Raw genomic sequence first — 25993 nt, 5'->3', positions numbered from 1 at the left:
ACACTCGTGTGTGTCTGTCCGTCGACACCGCTACGTTCGGTTTCGGACAGATCGCGTACCGTGCCGGCGTGGCGTACCGCCGGGCGAGTCAGATCGACTGGCCGGCGACGACCGACAGGAGCCGGAGCTTGTGGTGGCTCTCGCTGCCCGGGACGGCGGTGAAGACCTGCAACAGCTGCGACTGGTCGGGGTCAACGAGGACCTGGCAGTGCAGTTCGAGCAGCCCGACCTCCGGGTGCTGGATGCGCTTGGGTGCGCAGTACGCCCCGCCGACGGGATGTGCGCGCCACAGCTCGGCGAATTCCGGGCTCCGGGCCAGCAGGGCGTGCACGATCTCCCCGGCTCGCGAGTCGCGACCGTCACGGGTGTACGCGCGATGCAGATCAGCGGCGATGGCGCGGCTCTGCGCCGGATGGTCCTGTTCGGGGTGGATGCGTCGGACGTCCGGATCGGTGAACCAGCGGTAGTGCAGGCTGCGCGCCAGGCCGGTGTGCCGGGTGTCGTCGCCGAGCAGTGCACTGGCCAGCCGGGTCTGCGTCAGTGTCTCACCGAGATCGCTCACCACCTGGGCGGCGACATCGCCGAGGCCGTCGAAGACGCGCATCATGCCGGGGTTGACGTGGTCGTTGCGCCGGATCCGCTGCGGTGCCGGATATCCACCGAGCCGGAACAGGTGATCCCGTTCCGCCACGGACAGCCGCAGTCCCCGGGCGATCGAGGCGAGCATCTGCTCCGACGGGCGTGGGCCGCGCTGCTGCTCGATCCGGCTGTAGTAGTCGGCTGACATGTCGCTGAGGGCGGCGACCTCCTCGCGGCGAAGCCCGCCGGTACGCCGCCGGCGGTGCCCACGGGGCAACCCGACGTCCTCGGGCTGTAGTGCCTCGCGTCGGCTCCGCAGGAACTCGGCGAGTCGAGCGCGGTCCATGACGGCTCCTTCTGCTTCCCACCGCCGGTGCGCGGTCTCCAACTGCCCAACAACCGCAGGTCCGGGGCTGTTTCCCAGGCTGGCACGAGCTGGCACGGGGCAGCCAGGTGCCGGTTGTCCGGGGATCGGGGCAGCCGACCGGCGACCTGCCAGCCACGGATCGGCTGTGCCTGGTTGGCCCCGGGTGACCAGCCAAGACTCGGATCCATGACGACCAACACCCACACGCCCACCGGACACTGGATCAACGGCGAGGTGGCCCCTGCCGGATCCGTCCAGACCATCACCGTCAGCAACCCCGCTACCGGGGAGATCGTCGCCGAGGTGCCCGCCGGCACCGCCAAAGACGTGGACCGGGCCGTCGCCGCAGCGCGGGCCGCCTTCCCCGGCTGGTCGGCCACCCCACCCGTCGAGCGCGCCGCCGTGCTGCGACGCATCAGCGCCGGCCTGCGCGAGCGGAGCGAGGAGATCGCCACGGCGATCACCGCCGAGATGGGTTCGCCGCTGAGCATGTCCCGGACCGCCCAGGTCGGCTTCCCGATCGCGGTCGCCGATTCGTTCGCCACGTTGGCCGAGGACTTCGAGTGGACCGAGGAGGTCGGCAACTCGCTGATCGTCCGCGAGCCGATCGGTGTGGTGGGGGCGATCACTCCCTGGAACTTCCCGTTGCAGCAGATCGTGTCGAAGCTGGCACCCGCCCTGATCGCGGGCGACACGGTGGTGTTCAAGCCGTCGGAGGTGGCGCCGCTGACCGCGCGGATCCTCGCCGAGGTGACCACCGAGGCGGGTCTGCCGGCCGGCGTGTTCAACGTGGTCTACGGCACGGGCGACGTCGTCGGTGAGGCGATCTCGGCGCATCCGGACATCGACATGATCTCCTTCACCGGCTCCACCAGGGCCGGGCGGCGCATCTCGGCCGTCGCCGCCGAGACCGTCAAGCGGGTCGCGCTCGAACTCGGTGGCAAGGGTGCTCTCGTGATCCTCGACGACGCCGACCTGCCCCGGGCGGTGGAGACCGGGGTGATGATGACGTTCGCCAACGGCGGCCAGGTCTGCGGCGCGTGGCCACGGATGCTGGTTCCGGCGTCGCGCCAGGACGAGGTCGTGCGCCTGGCGGTGGCCGCCGCGGCCCAGTACCCGGTCGGGGATCCGCGCGACGAGACCACCCGGATCGGCCCGATGGCGTACGAGGCCCACCGGCGCAAGGTCAACAGCTACATCGAGCGCGGTATCGCCGACGGGGCGAAACTCGTGTTCGGTGGTCCCGGCCGGCCCGACGGGCTGGAGCAGGGGGCCTACGTGCGGCCGACCATCTTCGCCGAGGTCGACCCGAACTCCACCGTCGCCCAGGAGGAGATCTTCGGCCCGGTCCTGACCATCATCGGGTACGCCGACGAGGACGAGGCCGTGGAGATCGCCAACGGCACGATGTACGGCCTCACCGCCGGCGTCTTCGGTGAGCCCGGGCACGCGCTCGCCGTCGCCCGTCGACTGCGGGCCGGTCAGGTCGACGTCAACGGCGGCCACTGGAACCCGTACGCCCCGTTCGGTGGCTACAAGCAGTCCGGCAACGGCCGTGAGTTCGGCCGGGCCGGTCTGGAGGAGTTCCTGGAGACCAAGTCCATCCAGCGTTGACCGGGGCCGCCGTGGCCGGGAGGAACGTCGTGTTTCTCCCGGCCACGACAGGGTGACAACGGCGGTTCAGGCGGCGACGGCCTGCTCCGAGTACCTCCACAGGCGCTCCGCCGCCGCCGGGTCGAGGGCGTGCGGGGCGACCCCCGCCTCGGCCTCCTCCGGCACCGGCGCCACCTCGGCCTCCTGGTTGTCCTCGAAGTACCGCCCGGTGACGCCCTCGACGAGCGGTGAGGCGGCCAGCAGGACCGAGGTCGAAGCGCCCTGCTCGGGCGTCTTGTAGTAGTCCAACGGCACCCGGTTGCCGGCCTCGTCGAGCACCCCGAAGGCTCGCATCGTCTCGTCGTCGAGATGCCGCTGGAGGTTGGTCAGGATGTAACCGGGATTGGCGGCGTTGGCGACGATTCCGTCGTCCGCCCAACGGTTGGCGACGCCGACGGCGAACAGCACCGTCGCGGTCTTCGACTGGCCGTACGCCGACCAACGGTCGTACGCGCGCTGCTCGAAGTGCGGATCGGCGAAGTCGAAGGGTGCCCGCAGGTGCGCACCCGAACTGACCAGGACGACACGGGCCGAACCGGCGGCGCGGAGGTTGTCGTGCAGGCCGGTGACGAGCGCGAAGTGCCCGAGGTGGTTGGTGGCGAGTTGCGCCTCCCAGCCCTGAGCGGTCAGCTCACGGTTCGGCACGGCCATGATCCCGGCGTTGGCGATGACGGCATCCACAGGTCCCTGCCAGTCCGCCACGAAGGCGGCGACCGAGGTCAGGTCGGACAGGTCCAGCGGGGCGGCGTGGGCCGAGCCCGAGCGGGCTGACATCTCCTCGACCAGGCCGGCTGCGGCGGCGGGGCGACGGATGGCGATGGTCACCTCCGCCCCGGCGCCGACCAGGGCGCGTACGGTCTCGGTGCCGAGGCCGGAGGCACCGCCGGTGACGATGATCCGGCGGCCGGTGAGGTCGACGCCGTCCAGTACCTCCGCAGCTGTCGTCCGGGGCCCGAACGGGGTGACGACCCGGGAGCGGGTCTTCGTGTTGTCGTCCATGACGGCAACGTTAGGTGCCCCAGGTTGGACGTACTATGGTTTCGCGTCCAGTCATCTTTAGTGTAAGTCCAGGGAGTAGGGGTGGATCCGCTGCACGACGTGCTGACTCTTGTCGGCGCCACCGGCCACCTCTCCGCCAGTATGGAGGCGGGCGGCAGCTGGGCGGTCGAGTTCGAGGCACCTGCGGGGATCAAGTTCAACGCGGTCCGCCGGGGGCGCTGCTGGCTGCGCCTCGACGGGTCCGCCGACTCGCTGCCCCTCGTGGCCGGCGACTGCTACCTGCTGACCCGTTCCCGGCCGTACACCCTCTTCAGTGACCCGGAGGCGGTCCCGGTGCCGGCCGGACCGATCTTCCTGGCGGCGACGGGCGGGGTGGCCCGGGCCGGGACGGGCGACGACTTCGCAGCCGTCGGTGGTGCGTTCCACTTCGGCGAACGGGCCCGTACGCTGCTGCTCGACGCCCTGCCCCCGCTGGTCCACGTGCCCGGGGCGGCCGCTGAGGCCGCCACCCTGCACTGGGCCATCGACCAGGTCGACCGGGAACTACGACAACAGCGGGTCGCCGCCGGCCTCGTCGCCGAGCATCTCGCTCTCGTCATGCTGATCCAGATGCTCCGCCACCATCTCGCCGGTGCCGCCGGATCGGCCACCGGCTGGCTGGCCGGCCTCGGTGACCCGGTGGTCGCCGTGGCGCTGCGGGAGCTGCACCAGCGGCCGGCACACCAGTGGACGGTGGCGGAGCTGGCCCGGGCCGCTTCGGTCTCCCGCTCGACCCTGGCGGCACGGTTCAGGGCGGTGGTCGGCCGAGCCCCGCTGGAGTACCTCACCGACTGGCGGGTGGAACTCGCCGCCGACCGGCTCCGCCGGACCGACGACACCCTGGCCCGCATCGCGCAACTCGTGGGCTACGGCTCCGAGAGCGCCCTCAGCGTCGCCTTCAAGCGCGTCACCGGCCACTCGCCGCGTGCCTACCGCCGCCTCGCTCGGCCCCGCTGACGCCGGGAGTCAGCAGACCCGAGCTGCGGTGGGGACGGCGTCCGGGCCGTCCTGTTCGACGGCGCAGAGGTTGGTGAGGGTGGTCTCGGCGATGTTGTGCAGGCCGTCCTCGGTGAAGAACGCCTGGTGCCCGGTGATGAGCACGTTGGGGAAGGTGGTGAGACGGGCGAAGTCGTCGTCACCGAGGACCCGTTCGGAGCGGTCCTCGAAGAACAGGTCGCTCTCCTCCTCGTACACGTCGAGGCCGAGGTAGCCGATCCGGCCGCTCTTGAGGCCATTGATCACGGCCCGGGTGTCGACCAGCGCGCCCCGACCCGTGTTGATCAACATGACGCCGTCGCGGAGCAGGGCGATGCGTTCGGCGTCGATCAGGTGCTGGGTGTCCGGAGTGAGCGGGCAGTGCAGGGTGACGATGTGGGACTCGGCGAGCAACTGCTCCAGCGGCACGTACTCCACGCCGGCGGCGCGGGCCGCGTCGTTCGGGTACGGGTCGCTGGCCAGCACCCGGCAACCGAAACCCGCCATGATCTGGGCGACGCAGACACCGATCCGCCCGGTGCCGACGATGCCCACCGTACGGCCGTGCAGGTCGAAGCCGAGCAGGCCGGCGAGGGCGAAGTTGTGTTCGCGTACCCGGTTGTAGGCGCGGTGGATCTTGCGGTTCAGGGCGAGGATCAGGCCGGCGGTGTGCTCGGCCACCGCGTGCGGCGAGTACTCCGGCACCCGCACCACGGTCAGGCCCAGTTTGCGGGCGGTGACCACGTCGACGTTGTTGAAACCGGCCGAGCGCAGCGCCACCACCCGGACGCCGACCTCGGCGAGCTGGTCGAGCACCTCGGCGCAGAGGTCGTCGTTGACGAAGGCGCAGACCGCGTCCGACCCCTCGGCGAGGCGGGCGGTCTGTGCGGTGAGCCTCGGCTCCAGGAAGGTCAGCTCATGACCGGCTGCGGCGTTCGCCTCGGTGAGGAACGTCCGGTCGTACGGCTTGGTGCTGAACACTGCCACTCGCATGGGCCACCTCCACCGTCCACGCTAAGGCCGGACACCGGCCCAGGGACAGGGTCCGACGACCCGTCAGGTCAACTGGGCGTCGATCTCGGTGAGCTCCTCGGCGGTCAGGTCGAGGTTCTCCACCGCGGCGATGTTGGCCTCCAGCTGCGGCACGCTGCTGGCACCGATGATGAGGCTGGTCATCCGAGGGTCGCGCAGTGCCCAGGCGAGCGCGAGCTGCGCGAGGGACTGGCCCCGGCGCTGGGCGATGGCGGCCAGCCCCCGGATGGTGGCCAGTCGCTGCTCGTTCACATCGCTCTCGTTCAGGAAGACGCTGGTGCGGACCCGGGAGTCGGCCGGGATGCCGTCGAGGTAGCGGTCGGTGAGCAGACCCTGGGCCAGCGGGCTGTAGGCGATGCAGCCGGCACCGACCCGCTCCAGCGTGTCGAGCAGCCCGTCCTGCTCGGTCCACCGGTTGAACATCGAGTACGCGGGCTGATTGATCAGCAACGGGGTGCCCAGGTCGCGCAGAATCGCCGCGGCCCGCTCGGTCTGCTCCGAGGTGTAGTTGGAGATGCCGACGTAGAGGGCCTTGCCGGAGCGGACGGCGGCGTCGAGGGCCCCCATCGTCTCCTCCAGCGGGGTGTCCGGGTCGTACCGGTGGCTGTAGAAGATGTCGACGTAGTCCAGGCCGAGCCGGCGCAGCGACTGGTCGAGCGAGGAGATCAGATTCTTACGGGAACCCCACTCGCCGTACGGACCGGGCCACATCAGGTAGCCGGCCTTGCTGGAGATGACCAGCTCGTCGCGGTACGGCTTGAGGTCACCGGCGAGCATCCGGCCGAAGTTCTCCTCGGCGGAACCGGGCGGCGGTCCGTAGTTGTTGGCCAGGTCGAAATGGGTGACGCCAAGGTCGAAGGCGCGCCGCACGATGTCGCGCTGGCGCTCGACGGGGCGGTCCGGCCCGAAGTTGTGCCACAGGCCGAGCGAGATCGCGGGCAGCCGGAGCCCGCTGGCTCCGCTGCGTCGGTAGGCCATCTGGTCATAGCGCGTGTCGGCGGCGAGGTAGGTCACGATCATGACCATAGCCCGCGGTCCGGTCGTTGAGTCGAGCTGCGGCCGTGGTGCGCCGCGACGGGTAGCGTCGACCCATGCGTTACGTGCGGCTCGACACCCCGAAGCCCCTGTCCAGGATCGGCCTCGGTACGTGGCAGTTCGGTTCCCGGGAGTGGGGGTACGGCCCGGACTACGAACGGCTGGCGGCGACCATCGTCCGGCGCGCCGTCGAGCTGGGCGTGACTCTCTTCGACACCGCCGAGGTCTACGGCTTCGGTCGCAGCGAACGGCTCCTCGGTGCGGCGCTGGCCGCCGACCGGGACAAGGTCGCTGTCGCCACCAAGATCCTGCCGGTGCTGCCGGTCGCGTCGGTGGTGCAGCAGCGGGCGGTCGCCTCGGCTGCTCGGCTCGGCGTCACCAGCATCGACCTCTACCAGGTGCACCAACCCAACCCCGTGGTCAGCGACCAGCGGACCATGCGCGGGATGCGCGCGTTGCAGGACGTCGGTCTCGTCGCCGAGGTCGGGGTGAGCAACTACAGCCTGCGGCGCTGGCAGGTGGCGGAGACGGCGCTGGGCCGGCGGGTGCTCAGCAACCAGGTCCGCTACAGCATGCTGGACCGCAAACCGGAGGAGGATCTTCTCCGGTACGCCGAGCAGGCCGGCCGGTTGGTCATCGCGTACAGCCCGCTGGCACAGGGCTTTCTCTCCGGGCGGTACGACGCGAACCATCCGCCGGTCGGCGCCATCCGGCGGGCCAACCTGTACTTCCTGCCGGAGAACCTGGAACGCGGCAGCGCGCTGATCGAGACGCTGCGCCAGGTGGCCGCCGCGCACGACGCGACACCGAGCCAGATCGCCCTGGCGTACGTGCTGCGTCACCCGAACGTGGTGGCGATTCCCGGCGCGTCCAGCGTGGAGCAGATGGAGCGGAACGCCGCCGCCGCGGAGATCGATCTGACCGAGGACGAGTACGCCGCGCTTGTCAACGCGGCCCGTGCGTTCCGACCGGTCACCGGGCTGGCCGCGATACCGCAGTTCGTCAGGTCCCGGGTACGCGGCTGACCGTGCGGCCCAGGTGGCGGTGACCGGCGGGCGGGGCATCGGCATCATGAGGCGATGAATCCTCCCGCGCCGCTGCGTCCGTTGGTCGCCGGCTCCACCTGGCGGCGCGGTGTGTTCCTGTTGCTCGGTGGCGTGCTCGCGCTGCCGTACGCGTTGCTGCTGGTGGCCTTCGCGCAGCTGTTCACCACCTCCGGGGTGCCCTGGCCGCTGGTCCTGGTGCTGCTGGTGCCGGCGGCCACCATCGCCGTCGTACCGATCTTCCTCGGCGGTAGTCGCGCGCTGGAGATCGCGGCGGTCCGTGGGCTGCTCGGGGTCGAGTTGCCCGAGCCGCTGCCCGGTCACCGACTCGACCGGGAGACCCGGTTGCGCGCCGCGCTCTGGATCGGACTGCACCTGATCAGCGGCGCGCTGGTGGTGGCCGCGCTGTTCAGCGCGGTGCCGATGGCGCTGGCGTTCATCGCCGCGCAGGCGGGTGTGGACGTCGGAATGACCGGCGCCGAGCGGTTCGGGCCGCTCCACGCCGGTGACAGCGGCTGGTTGACGCTCGTCGGGCTGCTCGTGCTGGTCGCACTCGGCTACGTCGTGGCCGGGCTCGGTGCGCTCGCCGCGTCGATGGCTCCGGCGCTGCTGGGACCGGCGTCGGCCGAGCGGATCGCGGCGCTGGAGGCCCGGGCCGCGCGGCTGGCCGAACGCAACCGGCTGGCCCGGGAGCTGCACGACTCGGTCGGCCACGCGCTTACCGTCGCCACCCTCCAGGCCGGCGCCGCCCGCGAGGTGCTCGACGGCGACCCGGAGTTCGTTCGCCGGGCGCTGGGCGCCATCGAGGAGACCGCGCGGCGTGCGATGGACGATCTCGACCAGGTGCTCGGGTTGCTGCGGGAGACCGGGGAACCGGCGGCCCGTACCCCCCAGCGGACCCTGTCCGACCTGGACGGACTGATCGCCGACACCCGGGCCGCCGGCACCTCGGTACGCAGCCGCGGCAGTGGGTCGCTGGACGCCCTGCCGGCGGCGGTCTCCCGGGAGGGCTACCGAATCGTGCAGGAGGGGTTGACCAACGCAGCCCGGCACGGCCACGGGCCGGTGACCCTGCGGGTGGACGTGTCGCCGGACGGCCTGGAGATCGAGCTGGAGAACGGAGTGGCTCAGCCGCCGTCCGGTGGCGCGGCGGTGCCGGGTGGTGGGCGGGGGCTGATCGGCATGCGGGAGCGGGTGCTGCTGCTCGGCGGCCAGATCACCGCCAAAATGGACGGAGGACGATGGCGGGTACGGGTGCGGCTGCCGATCGGGGCGGACGGATGAGCGTGGCAGTGTTGATCGTCGACGACGACGAACTGGTCCGGATCGGGCTGCGGACCATCCTCGACGCCCAGCCGGACCTGCGGGTCGTCGCCGAGGCCGCAGACGGTGCGGAGGTACCGCCGCTGGTCGCCCGGCACCGCCCACAGGTGGTGCTGATGGACGTGCGAATGCCCAGGATCGACGGCATCCAGGCCACCCGGCGTCTGCTGGCCACCTCCGCCGAGCCGCCCCGGGTGCTGGTCATCACCACCTTCGCCAACGACGAGTACGTCTACGACGCGCTGCGCGCCGGGGCGAGTGGCTTCCTGCTCAAGCGGGCCCGGCCGGCCGAGGTGGTGGAGGCGGTACGGGTGGTGGCGCGCGGTGAGTCGCTGCTCTTCCCGGCCGCGATCCGGCGGCTGGTCGGTGCGTACGGGCGGCGGAACGCCGACGGGCTGCGGACGGCCCGGCTCACCGAACGGGAGGGCGAGGTGCTGCGGCTGATGGCCGCCGGACTGTCCAATCCGGAGATCGCCGCCCGCCTCGTGGTGGGGGTCGAGACGGTGAAGACGCACGTCGGCAACGTGCTGACGAAGCTCGGGGTGCGTGACCGCACCCAGGCGGTGATCGCCGCGTACGAGTCGGGGTTCGTCACACCCGCTGGCTGAGCTTCCCCCACGCGGGGGAGACGGTTCACCGCCGTACGGGAGGGCAGGGCGGGCACCTCAGCCGAGGCTGGGTTCATGACAAACGTAGCCCTACCCGAGCACCGTGGGACGACCCGTCGTCCCGGCCTGCTCGCCCCACTTGCCGCCGGTTGGCTCGGGCTGTGGGGCCTGCTCGCTCTGGTGGCGGCCATCACCGGCACCGGCTACCCGTTCGGTGCCAACGATCCGCACCTCGACTCGACACTGCTCCGGCTGCTCCCGACGGACGCCGGGCCGTCGTTCTTCGCCGGGATGCTGCTCACCGCCGTGGCGCTGGTCCTGGCCAGTCGCCGAACCACGCCCACCGGCCCGCTGCGGATGCTGCTGCTCGCTTACGGCTGGACCGTGGCGTTCGTGCTGGCCGTGGTGGTGCCCGGCTTGCAGGTGCTGGCCCTGCTCGGCTACGCGCCGATGCTGCTGGTCGGTGCACCCTTCGGTTGGCCACCTGTGGATTACGCAGACGTGTTCACCTGGGCGCTTACCGCTCGCGTCGCCGCGATGTGCGGCGGGGTGCTGTTGAGCGGGGTGCTGCTGAGGTGGCAGCGGCGTACCGCCGGTTGCTGTGTCGGGTGTGGCCGCGACGGCACCGACCGGGGCTGGACCACCCCGGCGGCCGCGGCCCGCTGGGGCCGGTGGGCCGTCTGGGTCGCGGCGGTGATCCCCGTCGGGTACGCGCTGACCCGGTTCGCCTGGCTGGCCGGCATCCCGCTCGGCCTCGCGCGGGAGGATCTCGCCGAGTTGCGGCAGAGCGGCGCGGTCTGGGCGGGGGTCGGGCTGGGCGCCTTCGCCACCGTCGGCGCGGTGCTCACCCTGGGGCTGGCGCAGCGTTGGGGTGCGCGGTTTCCCCGCTGGATGGTGGGGCTGGGCGGTCGGCCGGTGCCGGTGCGGCTGGCCGTGATCCCGGCGACGGTGGTTGCGGTGCTGGCCACCGCCGCCGGCCTGAACGCGCTCAGCGTCCCCGAGTTCTGGCAGGCCGGTCGCGGGCTCAGCGCGGCCGGTCTCCCGCTGATGTTCTTCCCGCTCTGGGGGCTTGCGCTCGGCGCCGCGACGTACGCGTACCACCTGCGTCGTCGGGGCATCTGCGGTCGCTGCAACCTGGGGTGACCGGTGGCCCGGTCCGTCGTCCGGCACGGGGGTGGGCGGCGGACCGGGCTGTCACGGCAGGTCGCGGGCGTAGCAGACGGAGAGCGGTTCGCCCTGGTACGGCCCGAAGTTGTCGATGCGCCGGTAGCCCTCCCGCTCGTAGAAGCGCATCGCGTCGGGCTGGGCGGTGCCGGTCTCCAGCAGCAGGGTACGTACCCCGGCGTCGCGGGCGGCCTGTTCCAGGGCGCGCAGGATGGCGGTCGCGACGCCGGTGCCCCGGGCCGGCGGGCTGACGTACATCCGTTTGATCTCGGCGGAACCGGCAGCGAGGAAGCGCAGGCCGCCGCAGCCCACGGCGGTGCCGCCGGGGTCTCGGGCGATCAGGAAGACGCTCACCGTGTCGGCCGTGGGCTCCTCGCCCGGCTCGTGGTCGTCACAGCCGTAGCGGGCGTCGAGTTCGGTTCGCTGGGCGGCGCGGAGCCGGACGGCGTCGGTCGACTCCCAGGGTTCGCGATCGATGGAGAGCACCACCGCCTCCTCCTCATCCAGGCAGAGTTCATGATCATGCCAGGTCGACAGGGGTCGACGGCGGCAGGTGCGCGCTAGCGTGGGCGGGGTGAGTGAGTCTTCGTCTGTTTCGCCGCTCCCGCCGGCCGACCTGCCCGCCACGCTCGGTGCGCTGCGCGCCGCCGGGCACCGCTACCGCACCGTCAAGCAGGAGCTGCGCGACAACCTGCGGGCCCGGATGCGTGATGGCGCGCCGCGGTTCGCCGGCATCGTCGGGTACGACGACACCGTGTTGCCGGAGGTGGAGCGGGCGCTGCTCGCCGGGCACGACATGGTGCTGCTCGGCGAGCGGGGTCAGGGCAAGACCCGGCTGATCCGGTCGCTGGTGACGCTGCTTGACGAGTGGACGCCGGTGATCGTCGGCTCGGTGCTCAACGAGCACCCGCTGCACCCGGTCACCCCGGCGTCGCGGGCGCTTGTCGCCGAGGCCGGCGACGACCTGCCGGTGGGCTGGCTGCACCGCTCGATGCGTTACGGGGAGAAACTGGCCACCCCGGACACCAGCGTGGGCGACCTGATCGGCGACGTGGACCCGGTCCGGCTGGCTCAGGGGCGTACGCTCGGCGACCCCGAGACGATCCACTTCGGGCTGGTGCCGCGTACCAACCGGGGCATCTTCGCGGTCAACGAGCTGCCCGACCTGGCCGAGCGGATCCAGGTGGCGCTGCTCAACGTGCTGGAGGAGCGGGACATCCAGGTACGCGGCTACCAACTGCGGCTGCCGCTGGACCTGCTGCTGGTGGCCAGCGCCAACCCGGAGGACTACACCAACCGGGGTCGGATCATCACGCCGCTCAAGGACCGCTTCGGCGCGGAGATCCGCACCCACTACCCGACCGACCTGGAGTTGGAGCTGGCCCTGATCCGGCAGGAGGCCGACCTGGTCGCCGAGGTGCCGGAGCACGTGCTGGAGGTGCTGGCCCGGTTCGCCCGGGCGGTACGCGAGTCGCCGTCGGTGGACCCACGTTCCGGTGTCTCCGCCCGGTTCGCCATCGCCGCGGCGGAGACCGTCGCCGCTGCCGCGCTGCGCCGGGCGTGCCTGCTGGGCACCGACTCGGAACTGCCGTCGGCCGAGGCGGTGGCGCGGGTGGGCGACGCGGTGTCGGTGACGTCGACGCTGCGCGGCAAGGTGGAGTTCGAGAGCGGCGAGGAGGGCCGGGAGGTCGAACTTCTCGGTCACCTGCTGCGTACCGCCAACGCCGAGACGTTCCGGGCCCGACTGGCCGGGCTGGACCTGTCCGGCTTCACCGCGCTGGTCGAGGAAGGGCAGGCGGTCGAGACCGGGGAGTTGGTGTCGGCGGCTGACCTGCTGCGTCAGGTGGGCACGGTGCCGGGGCTGGCCAAGGTGCTCGACCGGCTCGGGATCGGCGACGCGCCGACCACCGGGCAGGCCGCGGCGGCCGTCGAGTTCGTGCTCGAAGGGCTGTATCTGAGCCGCCGGCTGGGCAAGGACGTCACCGACGGCGGGCGGACCCGCTACGGCGGCCGGGACTGAGATGGCTGGCAACCGGTTCCGGTACGGGCAGTGGCGCGGCGGCCCCGATCCGCTCGCGCCCCCGTACGACGTGCAGGCCGCGGTGGACCAGGTCGGCGCGGAGGTGCTGGCCGGCGGCAGCCTCCGGGACGCGCTGCGGGATCTGCTGCGCCGGGGCCCGCAGGGCCGTGGTGGGCTGGACGGGCTGACCGCCCGCGCCCGCCGGCTGCGCCGCGAGGCGTTGCGCCGGGGTGAACTCGACGGAGCGGTGACGCGGGCGCGGGCGCTGCTCGATCAGGCGCTGGCCGCCGAGCGGGACGAGTTGGCCCGCCGCGACGACGAGGCGGCCCGGTTCGCCGAGACGGTGCTCGACGACCTGCCCCGCTCGACCGCGCAGGCGGTGCGGGACCTGTCCGACTACCGGTGGGCGAGCGACGAGGCCCGGCAGACCTACCAGCGGATCCTCGACGGGCTGCGCGACGACGTGCTCGGCCAGCGCTTCGCCGGGCTGCGCGACTCGGCGCGGCTGGCCGGTGACCCGGCGGTGCAGGAGCAGGTCGCCGAGATGATGCGGGACCTCAACGCCCTGCTGGCCCGGCACGCCCGCGCCGAGGACACCACCGACGCGTTCGCCGAGTTCATGCGCCGGCACGGCGACTTCTTCCCCGAAAACCCGCGCGACGTGGACGAACTGATCGACATTCTGGCCCGCCGATCGGCGGCCGGTCAGCGGCTGATGAACTCGCTGTCGGAGCGGCAGCGGGAGGAACTGGCCGGGCTGATGCGCGAGTCCCTCGGTGACCGGCTCGCCGGTGAGCTGGCCGCTTTGGAGGGGAACCTGCGGGCGCTCCGGCCCGACCTGCGCTGGGGGCGGGGTGAGCGGACGCAGGGTGGCCACCCGCTGGGCTACGGCGAGGCGACCGGGGCGCTCGACGAGATCGCCGAACTGGACGACCTGCTCGACCAGTTGGGCCAGGCGCATCCCGGGGCGACCCTTGACGACATCGACGTCGACGCGGTGGCCCGGACGCTGGGCCGCGACGCGGCCGACGACGTACGCCGCCTGCGGGAGCTGGAGCGGGAGCTGCGCCGACAGGGTTGGGTGACCCGGGACGCCGACGGTCTGACGTTGAGTCCGAAGGCGCTGCGTCGCCTCGGCGGCACCGCGCTGCGCCAGGTCTTCGCCGAGCTGACCGCCGGTCCGCGTGGCCAGCACGACCTGCGCTCGGCCGGGGCGGCCGGCGAGGTGACCGGGGCGTCGCGGCCCTGGGAGTACGGCGACGAGCAGCCGCTGGATGTGGTGCGGACGCTGACCCGGGCGGTCCGCCGAGCCGGCCCGGGGGTGCCGGTGCAACTGGCCGTCGAGGACTTCGAGGTGGTCGAGACCGAACGGCGGGCGTCGGCGGCGGTGGCGCTCTGCGTCGACCTGTCGTACTCGATGATCTCGCAGGGTCGGTGGGGGCCGATGAAGCAGACCGGGCTGGCCCTGGCGCACCTGATGGCCACCCGGTTCCCGCAGGACGCGTTGCAGATCATCGGGTTCGGCCGGCGGGCGGAGACGCTGACCCAGCAGGAACTGGCCGCCGTCGAGCCGGACATGATGCAGGGGACCAACCTGCAACACGCGTTGCGGCTGGCCGGCCGGCACCTGCGGCGTCATCCGGACGCGGAGCCGGTGGTGCTGGTGGTCACCGACGGGGAACCGACCGCCCACCTGGACCCGGACGACGGTGAGGCGCTGTTCGCCTGGCCGTCGTCGCCGGAGACGATCGAGGCGACGGTCCGGGAGGTGGACCGGCTCGGCCGCTACGGGGCCACCCTCAACCTCTTCATGCTCGGCGACGATCCCGGTTTGCGCCGGTTCGTCGACGCGGTGGCCCGACGCAGCGGTGGACGGGTCTTCACCCCGGACGCCGACGACCTCGGCGAGTACGTGGTCAGCGACTACCTGCGGGCCCGCCGGGGCCGACACTAAGCTCGGCCGGGTGGAGGTCGACGGGCTGCGGCGGGCGTACGACGCGGTGCTGGCCGAGGTCGACGCGGGCGGGTTCGGGCCGCCTCCGCCCGACCGGTACAGCGCCGAGCAGGTCGTGGCGCACCTGGTCGCCAGCGACGAGCTGATGCGCGAGGCCACCGAGGCGGTGCTGGCCGGCTCGCCGTACGCCTTCTACGACCTGGACGAGGTCCACCGGCCGGAACTGGACGAACTGGCCGCCGAGTGCGGCGGCCTCGACGGGCTCGCCGCCCGGCTGCGCGCCACCAGCGACCAACTGGTGGCGCTGGTGGCGCAGCTCGGTGCGGCGGCGGACACCCCGGTCGAGACGCACCTCCGCGAGGGGTTCGAACTCGTCATCGACGAGCCGCTGCCGTGGGGCCGCACGATCGATCTGCACACCCGCGTGCACCTGCCCCGACACCTGAACGAGCTACGCGCCCTGCGCCGCCGGCCCTGACGACGCTGCCTGATGGGTGGGGCGCTACTGGAGCGTCCAGCGCTGGGCCGGGTTGCCGTCGCAGGGTGCCTGGACGATGTCGGTGCCGGCCCCGGTGCTACCGTCGCGGGCCTGGGCGCACTTGCCGCTGTGCACGGCCACCAGCACGGCCGCGCCGCCGTCGACAGGTCGTAGCCGCCACTGCTGGTTGTCTTCGCCGTGGCAGCCGAACTGCTGCAACCGGGCACCGTCGTCACCGCTGCGGCCCTCGACGTCGAGGCACTGGTTGTGGGCGGCGTTGGTAAGCGTCACCGTGTCCGGGCCGAAGGCGTTGACCACCCACTGCTGCTCCGGCCCGCCGCTGCAGTCGGCCAGCTTGGCGACGGCCTTCTCACCATCACCGTCGAGGCCGAGGCAGCGACCGGAACCGACCCCACGGAACACCTTCGGCCCGGTGATCGCGTCCGGATCCTCGCTGCGGCTCGGTGTGGGGGACGGCTCGGACCGGGTGGGGCTGGGTTCCGGTGCGCTCTCGGTCGGGCTGGCCTGCACCGTGCTCGGGGCGGGGGCAGCCGCCGTCGGCGTCGGCTGCGGCTGTTCGCCGCCGAGCACGCCGGTGGCGAACAGCACCCCCAGCAGTACGCCGACCAGTCCGACCGCCAGCGCCGTGACCAGTAGCGGATCGCGGGGCAGCCCGGCGGGGCGGCGGTTGCCGTAGACGGTGCCCGATCCATCGGTTTCCGACATCCCGGCATCCTGTCCCACGGTGGGCGGCGGCGACCAGTCACCCCCGGCGTCCAACCTGATCCGGGTGCGAAACGCCTCCAGTGGACATCCCGCCGGGCGCTCCCAGTCCGCGTAAAGTGATCCCATGCACGCCGTGCGTGATCATGACCTGGCAGTGGCTCAGCTTCGACGGTCGTATGCGGCGGTGCCACCCGGCCAGCCGGTGCGGCTGGCCAAGCGCACCTCCAACCTGTTCCGTCCGCGCAGCGCCCCCGCCTCCGGCCTGGACGTCAGTGGTCTCGGCGGGGTGCTGGGCGTCGACCCGGTCGCCCGCACCGCCGACGTGCAGGGCATGTGCACCTACGAGCGGTTGGTCGCCGCGACCCTGCCGTACGGCCTGATGCCGCTGGTGGTGCCCCAGCTGCGCACCATCACCCTCGGTGGGGCGGTGACCGGGTTGGGCATCGAGTCGACCTCGTTCCGCAACGGACTGCCGCACGAGTCGGTGACCGAGCTGGACGTGCTCACCGGCGCCGGTGAGGTGGTCACCGCCCGGCCCGACGGCCCACACGCCGACCTGTACGCGGCCTTCCCCAACTCGCTGGGCAGCCTCGGGTACGCCACCCGGCTGCGGATCGAGCTGCAACCGGTCCGCCGGTACCTGGCCCTGCGTAACCTGAGGTTCACCAACCTGACCGCGTTGACCGAGGCGATCGGCGAGATCACCGCGACCCGCCGGTGGGCCGGTGCGAGCGTCGACGCGATGGACGGGGTGATGTTCAGCCCCGATGAGGCGTACCTGGTGCTGGGCAGCTTCACCGACGACGTGCCGACGGTCTCCGACTACACCGGCCAGGAGATCTACTACCGCTCGCTGCGCCAGCGCCCGCACGACGCGCTGACCGTCCACGACTACCTGTGGCGCTGGGACACCGACTGGTTCTGGTGCTCGGCGGCGTTCGGTGCGCAGCATCCGGTGGTGCGACGGTTGTGGCCGGCGAGGTGGCGACGCAGCGACGTCTACCACCGCATCGTGCGCCTGGAGCACCGGCACCAGGTCGCCGCCCGGCTCGACAGGTGGCGCGGCCAGCCGGCTCGGGAGCGGGTCGTGCAGGACGTGGAGATCCCACTGGAGCGCACCGCCGAGTTCCTGCACTGGTTCGCCGCGAACGTCGGGATGACGCCGGTGTGGTTGTGTCCGCTGCGGCTGCGCGAGCCGGGCGGCCCGGGATCGGCCCGGTCCTGGCCGCTGTATCCGCTACGGCCGGGGCAGGACTACGTCAACATCGGGTTCTGGGGGAGCGTGCCGATCGCCGAGGGCGCCGCCGACGGCGACGTCAACCGGGAGATCGAGCGCGCGGTGTCGGAGGCGGGCGGGCACAAGTCGCTCTATTCCGACGCGTACTACGACCGGGATGCGTTCGACCGGCTCTACGGCGGCGGGACGTGGCGCGCCGTGCGGGACCGGTACGACCCGGAGCATCGGCTGACCGGACTGTACGAAAAGGCGGTAACACGCGCATGAGCGAGCGGATCGGAGTGCCGGCATGAGCGAGCGGAGCGAGCGAATCATCAGGTTCAGCGCGGTTGTGCCTCAGGTCGGCACGGAGCGGAGCGGAGTGCCGGCATGAGCTTGACCGACCGTAGCCAGGGAGCGGCAGGCGCTCCCGCCCCGCCGCCCCCTGGGGGCCGGCGGCGTGGGCCGACCGTGGCGGACATCGTCCGGGCGGTGACCTCGGGCCCCCTGCCGGTACGCGTCAGCGCGTACGACGGCAGCTCGATCGGTCCGGCCGACGCCGGGATCACCCTGTCGATCCGCACCGAGCGAGGGCTGTCGTACCTGCTCACCGCGCCGGGCGACCTGGGCATGGCGCGTGCCTACGTCAGCGGTGACCTCGCCATCGAGGGGGTCCACCCGGGTGACCCGTACGAGGCGTTGCGGGTGCTCGCCGGGGTGCGGATGCGGGCACCGGCACTTGCCGACGGGTTGGCGCTGGTGCGCGAGCTGGGCTGGGAGCGGCTGCTGCCGCCGCCGGCCCCGCCGCAGGAGGCCCGGCCCCGCTGGAAGCGGATCGTGGCTGGCCTGCGGCACTCGCGGACCCGGGACAGCAGCGCCATCTCGCACCACTACGACGTGTCGAACGCCTTCTACGAGCGGGTGCTCGGCCCGTCGATGACGTACACCTGCGCGGTGTACCGCAGCCCGGACGACACCCTGGAGCAGGCGCAGGCGAACAAGTACGACCTGGTCGCCGGCAAGCTGGCGTTGCGGCCGGGGATGCGGCTGCTGGATGTGGGCTGCGGCTGGGGTGGCATGGTCCGGCACGCGGCCCGGGAGTACGGCGTCAAGGCGCTCGGCGTGACGCTGTCGCGGGCGCAGGCGCAGTGGGCGCAGGCGGCGATTGAGCGGGAGGGGCTGTCCGGGTTGGCGCAGGTGCGGCACCTGGACTACCGCGACGCTCCACGCGAACAGTTCGACGCGGTCTCCTCGATCGGCCTGACCGAGCACATCGGGGTCCGCAACTATCCGGCCTACTTCGGGTTCCTGCGGGATCGGCTGCGCCCGGGGGCCCGGCTGCTCAACCACTGCATCACCCGGGCGGACAATCGCGCCCCGCACCGTTCCGGGGCGTTCATCGACAGGTACGTCTTTCCGGACGGTGAGCTGGCCGGCCCGGGTCGGGTGATCAGTGAGATCCACGATGCGGGGCTGGAGGTGCACCACGAGGAGAACCTGCGCCAGCACTACGCGCTGACCCTCGCTGCCTGGTGCCGCAACCTGGTGGAGCACTGGGACTTCTGCGTCGCCGAGGTGGGTGCGGGTACGGCCAGGGTGTGGGGGCTCTACATGGCCGGTTCCCGGCTGGCGTTCGAGCGCAACGGCATCCAGCTGCATCAGGTGGTGGCGACGCGTAACGGCCCGGACGCGGTGAACGGCTACCCGCTGCGCCCGGACTGGCTGCCCTGACCGGGTTCCCTCGCGACTGAGTGCGGCCGCGCCGGAAGTTGCCGGCGCGGCCTTTCTCGAACCCATTGACAAGGAAGTTTTTTACGTACAAACTGATTTTGCTATGAGAGATGTCCTGTACCTGGAGCAGCTTGAGCAGGCCGAGGTGCTGCTGAAACCGCAGCGCGTCGAGATCCTGCGGCAGCTGGCCGAGCCACGCACCTGCACCGAGGTGGCCGCCCGGCTGGAGCAGACGCCACAGCGCGTCTACTACCACGTCAAGCAACTCGTCGCGGCCGGGCTGGTCGAGCAGGTCGACAAGCGCAAGGTCCGCGGCATCACCGAAGGCATCTACCAGGCAGCTGCCCGGTCGTACTGGCTCTCACCGCGCCTGGTCGGCCGGATCGGGCTGCGCCGCGCCCGCGACGAGCTGAGCCTGGGCTACCTGCTGGACCTGATGGAGGAGGTCCAGGCCGACGTCGCCGCCCTGGACCGCTCCGCCCCGGAACTGCCGTCGATCGGCGTTTCCGGCGAGATCCGCGTGCCGGCCGAACGCCGGCAGGAGTTTCTGCACGACCTGCAGTCCGCGCTACAGGAGTTGTTCACGCGCTACGGCGGCGCCGAGGGAGACGCCTTCAAGCTCGCCGTGGCCTGCTACCCGAAGGGGACCGACCGTGACTGAACCGATGACCATCGCCGCCCGCCTCGCCGTGCCGATCGCGCGGGTGCGTCAGGCCCTGACCGACCCCGCCGAGCTGCGCGTCTGGCTGGCCGAGCACGCCGAGGTCGAGCTCCCCGAGCGGTACGAATTCTGGGGCCGCTACACGCCCGAGGGCGACGCTCCACATCAGCGGGTGCTGCACGCCGACGAGGACCGGCTGCGCTTCGCCTGGCTGCTCGACGGGGTGGAGACCACCACCGAGATCACGCTGAGCGCGGACGGGCCGGACGCCACCGTGCTGCGGCTGTCGCAGACCCACTTCGACTTCAGCGACGTGGTCAACGGCACCAGCATCCGGGGCGTCCTCCAGACCTACTGGGCGCTCACCATCGCCAACCTGGAGGCTCACCTGGCTGGCCAGCCGCTGCTGCCCAGGACGGACTTCACCAGCGCCGACTTCCGTGGCGAGATCGAGATCGCCGCGCCGGCCGCCAAGGTGTGGGAATCCCTTACCGACTCCGAGCAGGCCAGCGCCTGGTTCGGTTACCCGATCGGGATCGAGCCCTGGGTCGGCGGCCGGTACGCGATGGGCGGCTTCGACAGCGGCTTCGCCGCGAAGGTGGTCGACCTGGAGCCGGGCCGGAAGATGTCCGTCGACTGGGGACCGAACGGCGTCACCAGCTGGGAGCTGGCCGAGTCCGAGGGAAAGACGAAGCTGACCTTCGTGCAGAGCGGCTTCGACGAGCAGAACCCCCCGTACGCGGCCTGGTCCGGCATCGTGTCCGGGTGGGCCGAGCTGCGTCGCTTCCACGAGGTGCCCGACTGGCAGCCGATCTGGCTGCCCGAGGAGACCAGCGCCACGGCCGGCTGACCCGCGGCGGCACGGACGATCACCGGCGACTGCCCGGTGACCGTCCGTGCCCGGGCCGCCCCGGCGCGTCCGTGACGGGCCGGGACCCGCCGGCACGGCTATCGTGGCCTGTCGTGACGGACACCGAGCAGCGACTGGCCGCGATCCGGGGCGACGCACCGCCGAAGCGACACAACGCCCGTACGATCGCCGCGCTGACCGGCAACCCGGGGTGCACCCGCCGGGCGGTCCTCGACGGTGCGGGGGTGGACAAGCCGGCGCTGGCCGAGCGGGTCGGCTTTCCCGCCCGGTTCGGGCAGTCCCGCTTCGCCATCACCCGGGGCAACATGTTCGAGGCTCAGGTGAAGGCCGACGGTGGGGCCGAGCTGCTGCGACTGGTCGCGGAGCGGCTGGGCGTACCGGTGCCGGCGGCGGTCCGCTGGACGGACCTCGACGCCGGCGACGACCTGGCCACCCGGGCCAGACGCTCGGCGGCCCTGCTCACCGAGGCGCTGTCGTCGGTCGAATCCGACACCGCCGACCCACCCGGTGCCGACGAGCCGCCTCGTGTCGATGAACCGGCGGCGCTGTTCGATCACCCGATGCTCGGCCTGACGGTCGCCGGACAGCGGGTACACCTGGAGCCGGACCTGGTGGCCGCCCGGCTGGGCGGCCGGTTCCACGTGGTCGAGATCAAGTCGTTCCCGGTGATCGACGGCCAGGCCGACCCGGCGAAGCTGGCCGGCGCGGCGGTGCAGTCCGCCGTCTACGTGCTGGCCCTGCGGGAACTGCTCACCGCCCGGGGCCACGACCCGCAGCTCGTGTCGCACGAGGTGGTGCTGGTCTGCCCCCGGGATTTCAGCAACGCGCCGGTCGCGCACCTGCTCGACGTCCGCCGGCAACTGCTTGTGGTACGCCGGCAACTGGACCGGATGGACCGGCTCGACACGCTGCTGGCGGGCGTCCCGGCCGACTTCACCGCCGATCCGGCCGCCGATCCGGCAGCCCTGGCCGACTCGCTGGCCCGGGTGCCGGCCCGGTACGCCCCCGACTGCCTGGCCAGCTGCGAGCTGGCGTACCTCTGCCGGCACGAGGCGCAGGGGCAGACCGGGGCGCTCGGCCGTCCGGTCCGCGAGGCGCTCGGAGGGATCGCCGACGTCGCCGAGGTGCTGGCGCTCGCCGGTGGGGAAACCGCCACGGACCCTGAACGGGCGGAGGCCGCCGCGCTGCTGCGGACCGCGGCCCGCCTGCGCGCCGACGCCCTCGCCAGCGCATGAGTACGTTGCGGGCGCTGGCGGCGGCGCAGGCGGTGGCCACGGGGGTCGCCCAACCGGTGGCCACCGTGCGGCATCTGCACCTGTCGAGGCGACCTCTGGTGCTGGTGCCGCTGTCGATGGCAGGGGAGGCCAACGCTCCGCTCGCCGCGATGGTCGGCTCGGCTCCTGGTGAGGGACGCCTGTTGATCGTGCCGCAGCCACGTAACCGGGACCAACGGTTCGCGTTCGCCGCCGAGCTGGCCGCGGTCGTACTGCCGTATGTGGACGCCCACCGCACGGCGAACGAGGCGGTCGCCGTGGACCGGGGCCGGGACGTCCGGTACCGGTACCTGGACGCCCCGCAGCTGCTGGTGCCGAACCCGGCGGGGGTGACGTTCCTGCGGCTGCTCGGTCGGTCCACCCGGTTCCGCCGGGTCGACGGCGAGTATCCGGTGCCGCCGCAGGTGCCACTGCTGGGCCGCTGGCTGACCTTCTTCGCCGAACGGGCCGAGCATCCCGGCTCGTCGGCGCTGGTGGCAATGACGCAGGCGTTGACGCTGCACTGGGCGACCGGGCAGAGCGCGGTGGAGGATCTGCACCTGCCGGCACTGCTGGGCTGGATCGCCCCGTCGGCCGGGCTCTCCGGTGCCGAGGCCGCCGCCCGGGCCGAGGACCCGTCGCTCTGTCCGCCGGCCGGCCCAGCCACCGATCCCGAGTTCGACAACCGGCTGCTGGCACCGGCCATCGAGGCGTACTCCGCCGCCGACGACGAGGCGACGCGCGTCGAGGCGTACGCGGAGCTGGAGCGGCTGCTCCGGGACCAGCTGACGCCCACCTGGGAGCTGATGTGGCGCGGCCTGGGGTTGCTGCGTGCCCTGCCGCCCGGCGCCCGGGTGGCCGGGCGATGGGACGGCGACCGGGACGCCTTCACCGCCCACGCCGACCACCTCGACTCCGACGGCGCGCCGCAGCCGCGCCGGGACGGTGCGGTGGCCGCCGCGGCCCGGCTGCACCGCCTGGAGCGGGCCGCCGCCACCTACGCGGTGCAGCGCGCCTACGACGACCCGCTGGTGATGGCGGAGTACCGGCTGACCGGCGAGGCGTTCGTCGGCGAGGTGCTGCTGGCCGACCCGACCCGGGTCGATGACTCCGGCCGCCGGCCGGTGCTGCGCCCGCGCATCCAGCTGATGACCACCGATCCGGTGCTGGTGCCGGTCGGCGCGACGCTGTCCAGCCCGTCCCGTCCCGGGCAGAAGGCGCGGACGGTGTTCGTCACCCCGACGGCCGACGGCAAGACCGAGGTGGTGTTGGAGTTGTCCGGCGGGATGGGACGCGGCCTGACGGCCAGCCCGGGCAGCGTGCCGGAAGTCGGGGAGCGGCTCTGCTACACCACGCTGAGCGATGCCTACGTGCCGGCTGCGGCGTTTCCGGCCGTCGAGGAGACCCCGTGGACCCACGGCGGCCCACCGGCGACCGCAGCGGCAGCGCCCGACGAAGAATGGGCGTGAGCGCAGCGCCCAGCCGGATCTCCGACCGTCGATCGCGGACGGTAACCGCCTCCCGCCAGGGTGACAACCTAACCTTCGGCCGGCAGACAACATTGTCGGTGGCGGGCCGGACGGTCACGCTTAGTGACGTAGCGTAATGACCGCAGCGTGTCACGCTCCGTGTTGGAGTGAGGCGTGGCGGTGGGTGGAGCGGAAGGCGCGGCCCCCGGGGAGCGGGAGGACGCGACAGGGCATACAGCGGGGCGACCGCGAGCGGGGCGCTGCCCGCATCGCCGCAGCCGGACGAGTCGCGAGGCGGTCGGCGGGAGACCAGGTGGGGCCCGGCGAGCCATAAGGTTGTGGACTTGCCCAGCGTTGGATCTGGCGGGGCGGCTGCGGGCGTGGCTAGGCTTTCGGGGTTTGCCAGGGCAGGACCTCGCCGTCGAGGGTGTACGCACGAGAGAGAGCCGGAGCGATCGCTGTGTCGCGAAAGGACGTCGAGCGGGCTGCCGCGCGCTCGCCCGGAACGGACCGGGTCGGCCGGGTGGGGCTGGTCGGTGCCGGTGTCGTCGTCGCGATCGAGGCGCTCTGGTTGGTGCTGGGGCTGCCCGCCGGCGCGCTGGTCAGCGATCTGGGTGCGCTCACCGTGGCGGGCTGGGCGGCGGTGGCCTGCCTCGCGGCGGCCCGCCGGCACCCGGCGACGCTGCGCCGGTTCTGGCTACTGCTGGCCGCCACCATGGCGTTGTCGCTGGCCGGCCGGGCACTGTGGACGTCCCAGCGGCTGCTCGGGGAGAGCCTGCCACACACCCTGCCCATCGGGTTGATCTTCGCGGCCAGCCTGCTGACCGGTACCGCCGCGCTGTTCTGCTCGGTCACCGCGCCGCGTACCACGGTGGGTCGGGCCCGGACTCTGCTCGACGGGGTGATCGTCGGGCTGGCGCTGATTCCGATCGGCTGGCTGTTGATCTTCCGCAACGTCAGTCTGGCCGACCTGGACGAGCCGCTACGCACCGCCGGCCTGCTGTACCCGATGTTCGACCTGATGCAGCTGACCATCCTGGTCGCGGTGGTCGGCCCGGGCCGACCGGTGTGGCGGCCGATGGCGCTGCTCGGCGTGGGCCTGACGGTACGGGCGGTGGCCGACACGGTCTACGTGGCGCTGGTGGCCGCCGGCACCTACCAGCCCGGCACCCCGGTCGACGTGCTCTGGCCGGTGAGCTACCTGCTGATCGTGGTGGCGACCGGGATGCCCCCACCTCGGGACCACGGCGCTGTCGAGGAGGCCGGGGAGGCACCGTTGCCGCCGTGGTGGCGGGTGGTGCTGCCCTACCTGCCGGTGGGCGGGGCGATCGTGGCGACCATGCTGGCCCGCGACGCCAGCGGTCACACCCCGATGCCGATCTTCCTGGCGATGATGGCGTTGTTGGCCATGCTGGCGCTTCGGCAGGGCCTGGCGGCCAACGAGAACCTGCGTCTGGTGGTGCAGCTACGCAAGCTCGCCTACGTCGACCAGCTCACCGGGCTGCCCAACCGGCTGGCGTTCACCCGCCGGCTGCGTGGTGCGTTGCGCGGCACCGACCGGGTCGCCGTGCTGCTGTTGGACCTGGACGGGTTCAAGCAGGTGAACGATCGGTTCGGGCACACCACCGGCGACACGCTGCTGTCCGGCCTGTCCCGGCGGATGCGTCGGGCGGTCGGTGACGACGGCATGATCGCCCGGATCGGTGGTGACGAGTTCGCGGTGCTGGTCACCGACGGGCGGCCGTTGGCACCGGAACGACTGGCCGAGCGGTTGTTGGCGGCGCTGCAACCATCGCCCGGGGAGGAACTGGTCGGGGTGCACCCCTCGGCCAGCATCGGTATCGCCGAGTACGGGCCGCAGCACATTTCGCACACGGATCTGCTGCGCGACGCGGACATCGCGATGTACGCGGCGAAGGCGGCCGGCAAATCCGCGTACCGACGGTGCACGCAGGGGCTGCGGGAGTCGGCGGTGAGCCGGGCCGAGCTGATCGCCGACCTGCGGCGGGCCGTCGACGAGAAGCAGTTGCACCTGGAGTTCCAACCGATCGTGGACCTGGCCACCGGGGCGGTGCGCAGCGCGGAGGCGTTGGTGCGGTGGCGGCATCCCCGGCTGGGCGTGCTCAGCCCGGCCCGGTTCCTGCCGCTGGCCGAGGAGACCGGGCTGATCCTGCCGATCGACAGGTGGGTCATCCACGAGGCGTGCCGGGCGGCGGCCACCTGGCAGGACCACGTTCCGTCGGCGACGGTCGCGGTGAACATCGCCGCGTCGCACCTGCGCCGTCCCGACCTGATCGCCACCGTCACCGAGGCCACCGCGGGCGCCGGGCTGGCACCACGGGCGCTGACCCTGGAACTGACCGAGTCGGCGCTGATCGAGGGCAGCGACGCGGTGCTGGACCGGCTGCGGCAACTGCGCGAGCTGGGCATCCGGATCGCCATCGACGACTTCGGCACCGGATACTCGTCGCTGAGTTACCTGCACCGGATCCCGGCGACCGAGCTGAAGATCGATCGGTCGTTCGTGGCCCGGATCCCTGAGGACACCAGGGCGTACGCGACGGTGGAGATGGTGACCCGGCTGGCCGGCGCGTTCGACCTGAGCGTGGTGGCCGAGGGGGTGGAGACCAAGCGGCAGCACGAGGCCGTGGTCGCGATCGGCTGCCTGCAAGGGCAGGGTTACCGCTACGGCCGCCCGACCGGCCTGGCCGAGTTGCGTACCGTCCTGGTGAAGGCCGACCCGCCGGAGGTGTCCGGCGTCGCAGAATCTGGCTTGACCCTCACGTAACGGCAGGCG

The 25993-nt window shown here is 72.3% G+C and carries 22 protein-coding genes; 16 read left to right on the top strand and 6 right to left on the bottom strand.

Translation table 11 applies throughout. The features are described 5' to 3' along the window. Positions 1-88: 88 nt before the first annotated feature. Positions 89-925 (bottom strand): helix-turn-helix transcriptional regulator, encoded by an 837-nt coding sequence (locus Vse01_RS12130; RefSeq protein ID WP_093402011.1) that lies wholly within the window; start codon positions 923-925, stop codon positions 89-91. A gap of 207 nt (positions 926-1132) precedes the next feature. Here Vse01_RS12130 and Vse01_RS12125 point away from each other — a divergent pair, with 207 nt between their 5' ends. Continuing rightward, on the top strand, positions 1133-2560 hold the full coding sequence (locus Vse01_RS12125) for an aldehyde dehydrogenase family protein (RefSeq protein WP_093402010.1): 1428 nt from the start codon (positions 1133-1135) through the stop codon (positions 2558-2560). Between the two features lie 66 nt (positions 2561-2626). On the opposite strand, the gene Vse01_RS12120 is transcribed toward Vse01_RS12125, so the two are convergent. Next, positions 2627-3598, bottom strand: coding sequence for an SDR family NAD(P)-dependent oxidoreductase (locus Vse01_RS12120; RefSeq protein ID WP_093402009.1), 972 nt, complete (start codon positions 3596-3598; stop codon positions 2627-2629). 81 nt (positions 3599-3679) lie between these two features. Here Vse01_RS12120 and Vse01_RS12115 point away from each other — a divergent pair, with 81 nt between their 5' ends. Continuing rightward, complete coding sequence (locus tag Vse01_RS12115) at positions 3680-4594, top strand: AraC family transcriptional regulator (RefSeq protein WP_093402008.1); 915 nt, start codon at positions 3680-3682, stop codon at positions 4592-4594. 9 nt (positions 4595-4603) lie between these two features. Here Vse01_RS12115 and Vse01_RS12110 read toward each other — a convergent pair whose 3' ends face one another. Further along, positions 4604-5605, bottom strand: a complete 1002-nt coding sequence (locus Vse01_RS12110) for a 2-hydroxyacid dehydrogenase (RefSeq protein ID WP_093402007.1) — start codon at positions 5603-5605, stop codon at positions 4604-4606. A 63-nt stretch (positions 5606-5668) separates the two neighbouring features. Beyond that, positions 5669-6664 carry an L-glyceraldehyde 3-phosphate reductase gene (gene mgrA / locus Vse01_RS12105; protein WP_093402068.1) on the bottom strand — a complete coding sequence of 332 codons (996 nt, stop codon included), beginning with the start codon at positions 6662-6664 and terminating at the stop codon, positions 5669-5671. Between the two features lie 71 nt (positions 6665-6735). Here mgrA and Vse01_RS12100 point away from each other — a divergent pair, with 71 nt between their 5' ends. From Vse01_RS12100 to Vse01_RS12085, 4 genes are all read left to right on the top strand, one after another. Continuing rightward, the gene (locus Vse01_RS12100; protein ID WP_093402006.1) at positions 6736-7704 is read left to right on the top strand and encodes an aldo/keto reductase; all 969 of its coding nucleotides are present in this window, start codon (positions 6736-6738) and stop codon (positions 7702-7704) included. Positions 7705-7758: 54 nt separating this feature from the next. After that, positions 7759-9006 (top strand): sensor histidine kinase, encoded by a 1248-nt coding sequence (locus tag Vse01_RS12095; RefSeq protein WP_093402005.1) that lies wholly within the window; start codon positions 7759-7761, stop codon positions 9004-9006. After that, positions 9003-9653, top strand: a complete 651-nt coding sequence (locus Vse01_RS12090) for a response regulator transcription factor (RefSeq protein ID WP_093402004.1) — start codon at positions 9003-9005, stop codon at positions 9651-9653. The genes Vse01_RS12095 and Vse01_RS12090 overlap by 4 nt, the downstream gene beginning before the upstream one ends. 75 nt (positions 9654-9728) lie before the next feature. Further along, positions 9729-10796, top strand: coding sequence for a hypothetical protein (locus Vse01_RS12085; protein ID WP_093402003.1), 1068 nt, complete (start codon positions 9729-9731; stop codon positions 10794-10796). A 51-nt stretch (positions 10797-10847) separates the two neighbouring features. Here the strand turns inward: Vse01_RS12085 and Vse01_RS12080 are convergent, their stop codons facing one another. Next, a complete protein-coding gene (locus tag Vse01_RS12080; protein WP_093402067.1) occupies positions 10848-11303 on the bottom strand; it encodes a GNAT family N-acetyltransferase in 456 nt (151 codons plus the stop codon). 88 nt (positions 11304-11391) lie between these two features. Between Vse01_RS12080 and Vse01_RS12075 the strand changes: the two genes are divergently transcribed. From Vse01_RS12075 to Vse01_RS12065, 3 genes are read left to right on the top strand one after another with little or no spacing between them, the layout of a single operon-like run. Further along, the gene (locus tag Vse01_RS12075) at positions 11392-12837 is read left to right on the top strand and encodes a sigma 54-interacting transcriptional regulator (RefSeq protein ID WP_093402066.1); all 1446 of its coding nucleotides are present in this window, start codon (positions 11392-11394) and stop codon (positions 12835-12837) included. A gap of 1 nt (position 12838) precedes the next feature. Next, on the top strand, positions 12839-14791 hold the full coding sequence (locus Vse01_RS12070) for a vWA domain-containing protein (RefSeq protein ID WP_093402002.1): 1953 nt from the start codon (positions 12839-12841) through the stop codon (positions 14789-14791). A gap of 10 nt (positions 14792-14801) precedes the next feature. Beyond that, positions 14802-15269 (top strand): DinB family protein, encoded by a 468-nt coding sequence (locus tag Vse01_RS12065; protein ID WP_093402001.1) that lies wholly within the window; start codon positions 14802-14804, stop codon positions 15267-15269. Between the two features lie 24 nt (positions 15270-15293). On the opposite strand, the gene Vse01_RS12060 is transcribed toward Vse01_RS12065, so the two are convergent. Beyond that, the gene (locus Vse01_RS12060; protein WP_093402000.1) at positions 15294-15995 is read right to left on the bottom strand and encodes an RICIN domain-containing protein; all 702 of its coding nucleotides are present in this window, start codon (positions 15993-15995) and stop codon (positions 15294-15296) included. Between the two features lie 124 nt (positions 15996-16119). Between Vse01_RS12060 and Vse01_RS12055 the strand changes: the two genes are divergently transcribed. The 7 genes from Vse01_RS12055 to Vse01_RS12025 all read left to right on the top strand — a co-directional run bounded on the left by Vse01_RS12055 (position 16120) and on the right by Vse01_RS12025 (position 25984). After that, positions 16120-17499 carry an FAD-binding oxidoreductase gene (locus tag Vse01_RS12055; protein WP_093401999.1) on the top strand — a complete coding sequence of 460 codons (1380 nt, stop codon included), beginning with the start codon at positions 16120-16122 and terminating at the stop codon, positions 17497-17499. 102 nt (positions 17500-17601) lie between these two features. Beyond that, positions 17602-18942: a class I SAM-dependent methyltransferase gene (locus Vse01_RS12050; RefSeq protein ID WP_093401998.1), complete on the top strand. Its 1341-nt coding sequence runs from the start codon at positions 17602-17604 to the stop codon at positions 18940-18942. 103 nt (positions 18943-19045) lie between these two features. Beyond that, complete coding sequence (locus Vse01_RS12045; protein ID WP_093401997.1) at positions 19046-19603, top strand: winged helix-turn-helix domain-containing protein; 558 nt, start codon at positions 19046-19048, stop codon at positions 19601-19603. Continuing rightward, positions 19596-20453, top strand: a complete 858-nt coding sequence (locus Vse01_RS12040; protein ID WP_093401996.1) for an SRPBCC family protein — start codon at positions 19596-19598, stop codon at positions 20451-20453. The genes Vse01_RS12045 and Vse01_RS12040 overlap by 8 nt, the downstream gene beginning before the upstream one ends. Positions 20454-20566: 113 nt before the next feature. After that, complete coding sequence (locus tag Vse01_RS12035; protein ID WP_093401995.1) at positions 20567-21709, top strand: hypothetical protein; 1143 nt, start codon at positions 20567-20569, stop codon at positions 21707-21709. Beyond that, positions 21706-23196, top strand: a complete 1491-nt coding sequence (locus Vse01_RS12030) for a hypothetical protein (RefSeq protein WP_093401994.1) — start codon at positions 21706-21708, stop codon at positions 23194-23196. Before Vse01_RS12035 ends, Vse01_RS12030 begins: the two co-directional genes overlap by 4 nt. Positions 23197-23656: 460 nt before the next feature. After that, entirely contained in the window at positions 23657-25984 is a 2328-nt protein-coding gene (locus Vse01_RS12025; protein ID WP_170863303.1) for a putative bifunctional diguanylate cyclase/phosphodiesterase, read from the top strand. Positions 25985-25993: the final 9 nt, after the last annotated feature.

Source organism: Micromonospora sediminimaris (genome assembly GCF_016863575.1).
GTDB lineage: Bacteria > Actinomycetota > Actinomycetes > Mycobacteriales > Micromonosporaceae > Micromonospora > Micromonospora sediminimaris.
This window is presented reverse-complemented; position numbering and strand designations above follow the sequence as displayed.

Coding starts and splice junctions, on each gene's coding strand:
- Vse01_RS12130 (WP_093402011.1), bottom strand. CDS start 925: ATGGACCGCGCTCGACTCGCCGAGTTCCTGCGGAGCCGACGCGAGGCA.
- Vse01_RS12125 (WP_093402010.1), top strand. CDS start 1,133: ATGACGACCAACACCCACACGCCCACCGGACACTGGATCAACGGCGAG.
- Vse01_RS12120 (WP_093402009.1), bottom strand. CDS start 3,598: ATGGACGACAACACGAAGACCCGCTCCCGGGTCGTCACCCCGTTCGGG.
- Vse01_RS12110 (WP_093402007.1), bottom strand. CDS start 5,605: ATGCGAGTGGCAGTGTTCAGCACCAAGCCGTACGACCGGACGTTCCTC.
- mgrA (WP_093402068.1), bottom strand. CDS start 6,664: ATGATCGTGACCTACCTCGCCGCCGACACGCGCTATGACCAGATGGCC.
- Vse01_RS12100 (WP_093402006.1), top strand. CDS start 6,736: ATGCGTTACGTGCGGCTCGACACCCCGAAGCCCCTGTCCAGGATCGGC.
- Vse01_RS12095 (WP_093402005.1), top strand. CDS start 7,759: ATGAATCCTCCCGCGCCGCTGCGTCCGTTGGTCGCCGGCTCCACCTGG.
- Vse01_RS12090 (WP_093402004.1), top strand. CDS start 9,003: ATGAGCGTGGCAGTGTTGATCGTCGACGACGACGAACTGGTCCGGATC.
- Vse01_RS12085 (WP_093402003.1), top strand. CDS start 9,729: ATGACAAACGTAGCCCTACCCGAGCACCGTGGGACGACCCGTCGTCCC.
- Vse01_RS12070 (WP_093402002.1), top strand. CDS start 12,839: ATGGCTGGCAACCGGTTCCGGTACGGGCAGTGGCGCGGCGGCCCCGAT.
- Vse01_RS12060 (WP_093402000.1), bottom strand. CDS start 15,995: ATGTCGGAAACCGATGGATCGGGCACCGTCTACGGCAACCGCCGCCCC.
- Vse01_RS12055 (WP_093401999.1), top strand. CDS start 16,120: ATGCACGCCGTGCGTGATCATGACCTGGCAGTGGCTCAGCTTCGACGG.
- Vse01_RS12050 (WP_093401998.1), top strand. CDS start 17,602: ATGAGCTTGACCGACCGTAGCCAGGGAGCGGCAGGCGCTCCCGCCCCG.
- Vse01_RS12045 (WP_093401997.1), top strand. CDS start 19,046: ATGAGAGATGTCCTGTACCTGGAGCAGCTTGAGCAGGCCGAGGTGCTG.
- Vse01_RS12030 (WP_093401994.1), top strand. CDS start 21,706: ATGAGTACGTTGCGGGCGCTGGCGGCGGCGCAGGCGGTGGCCACGGGG.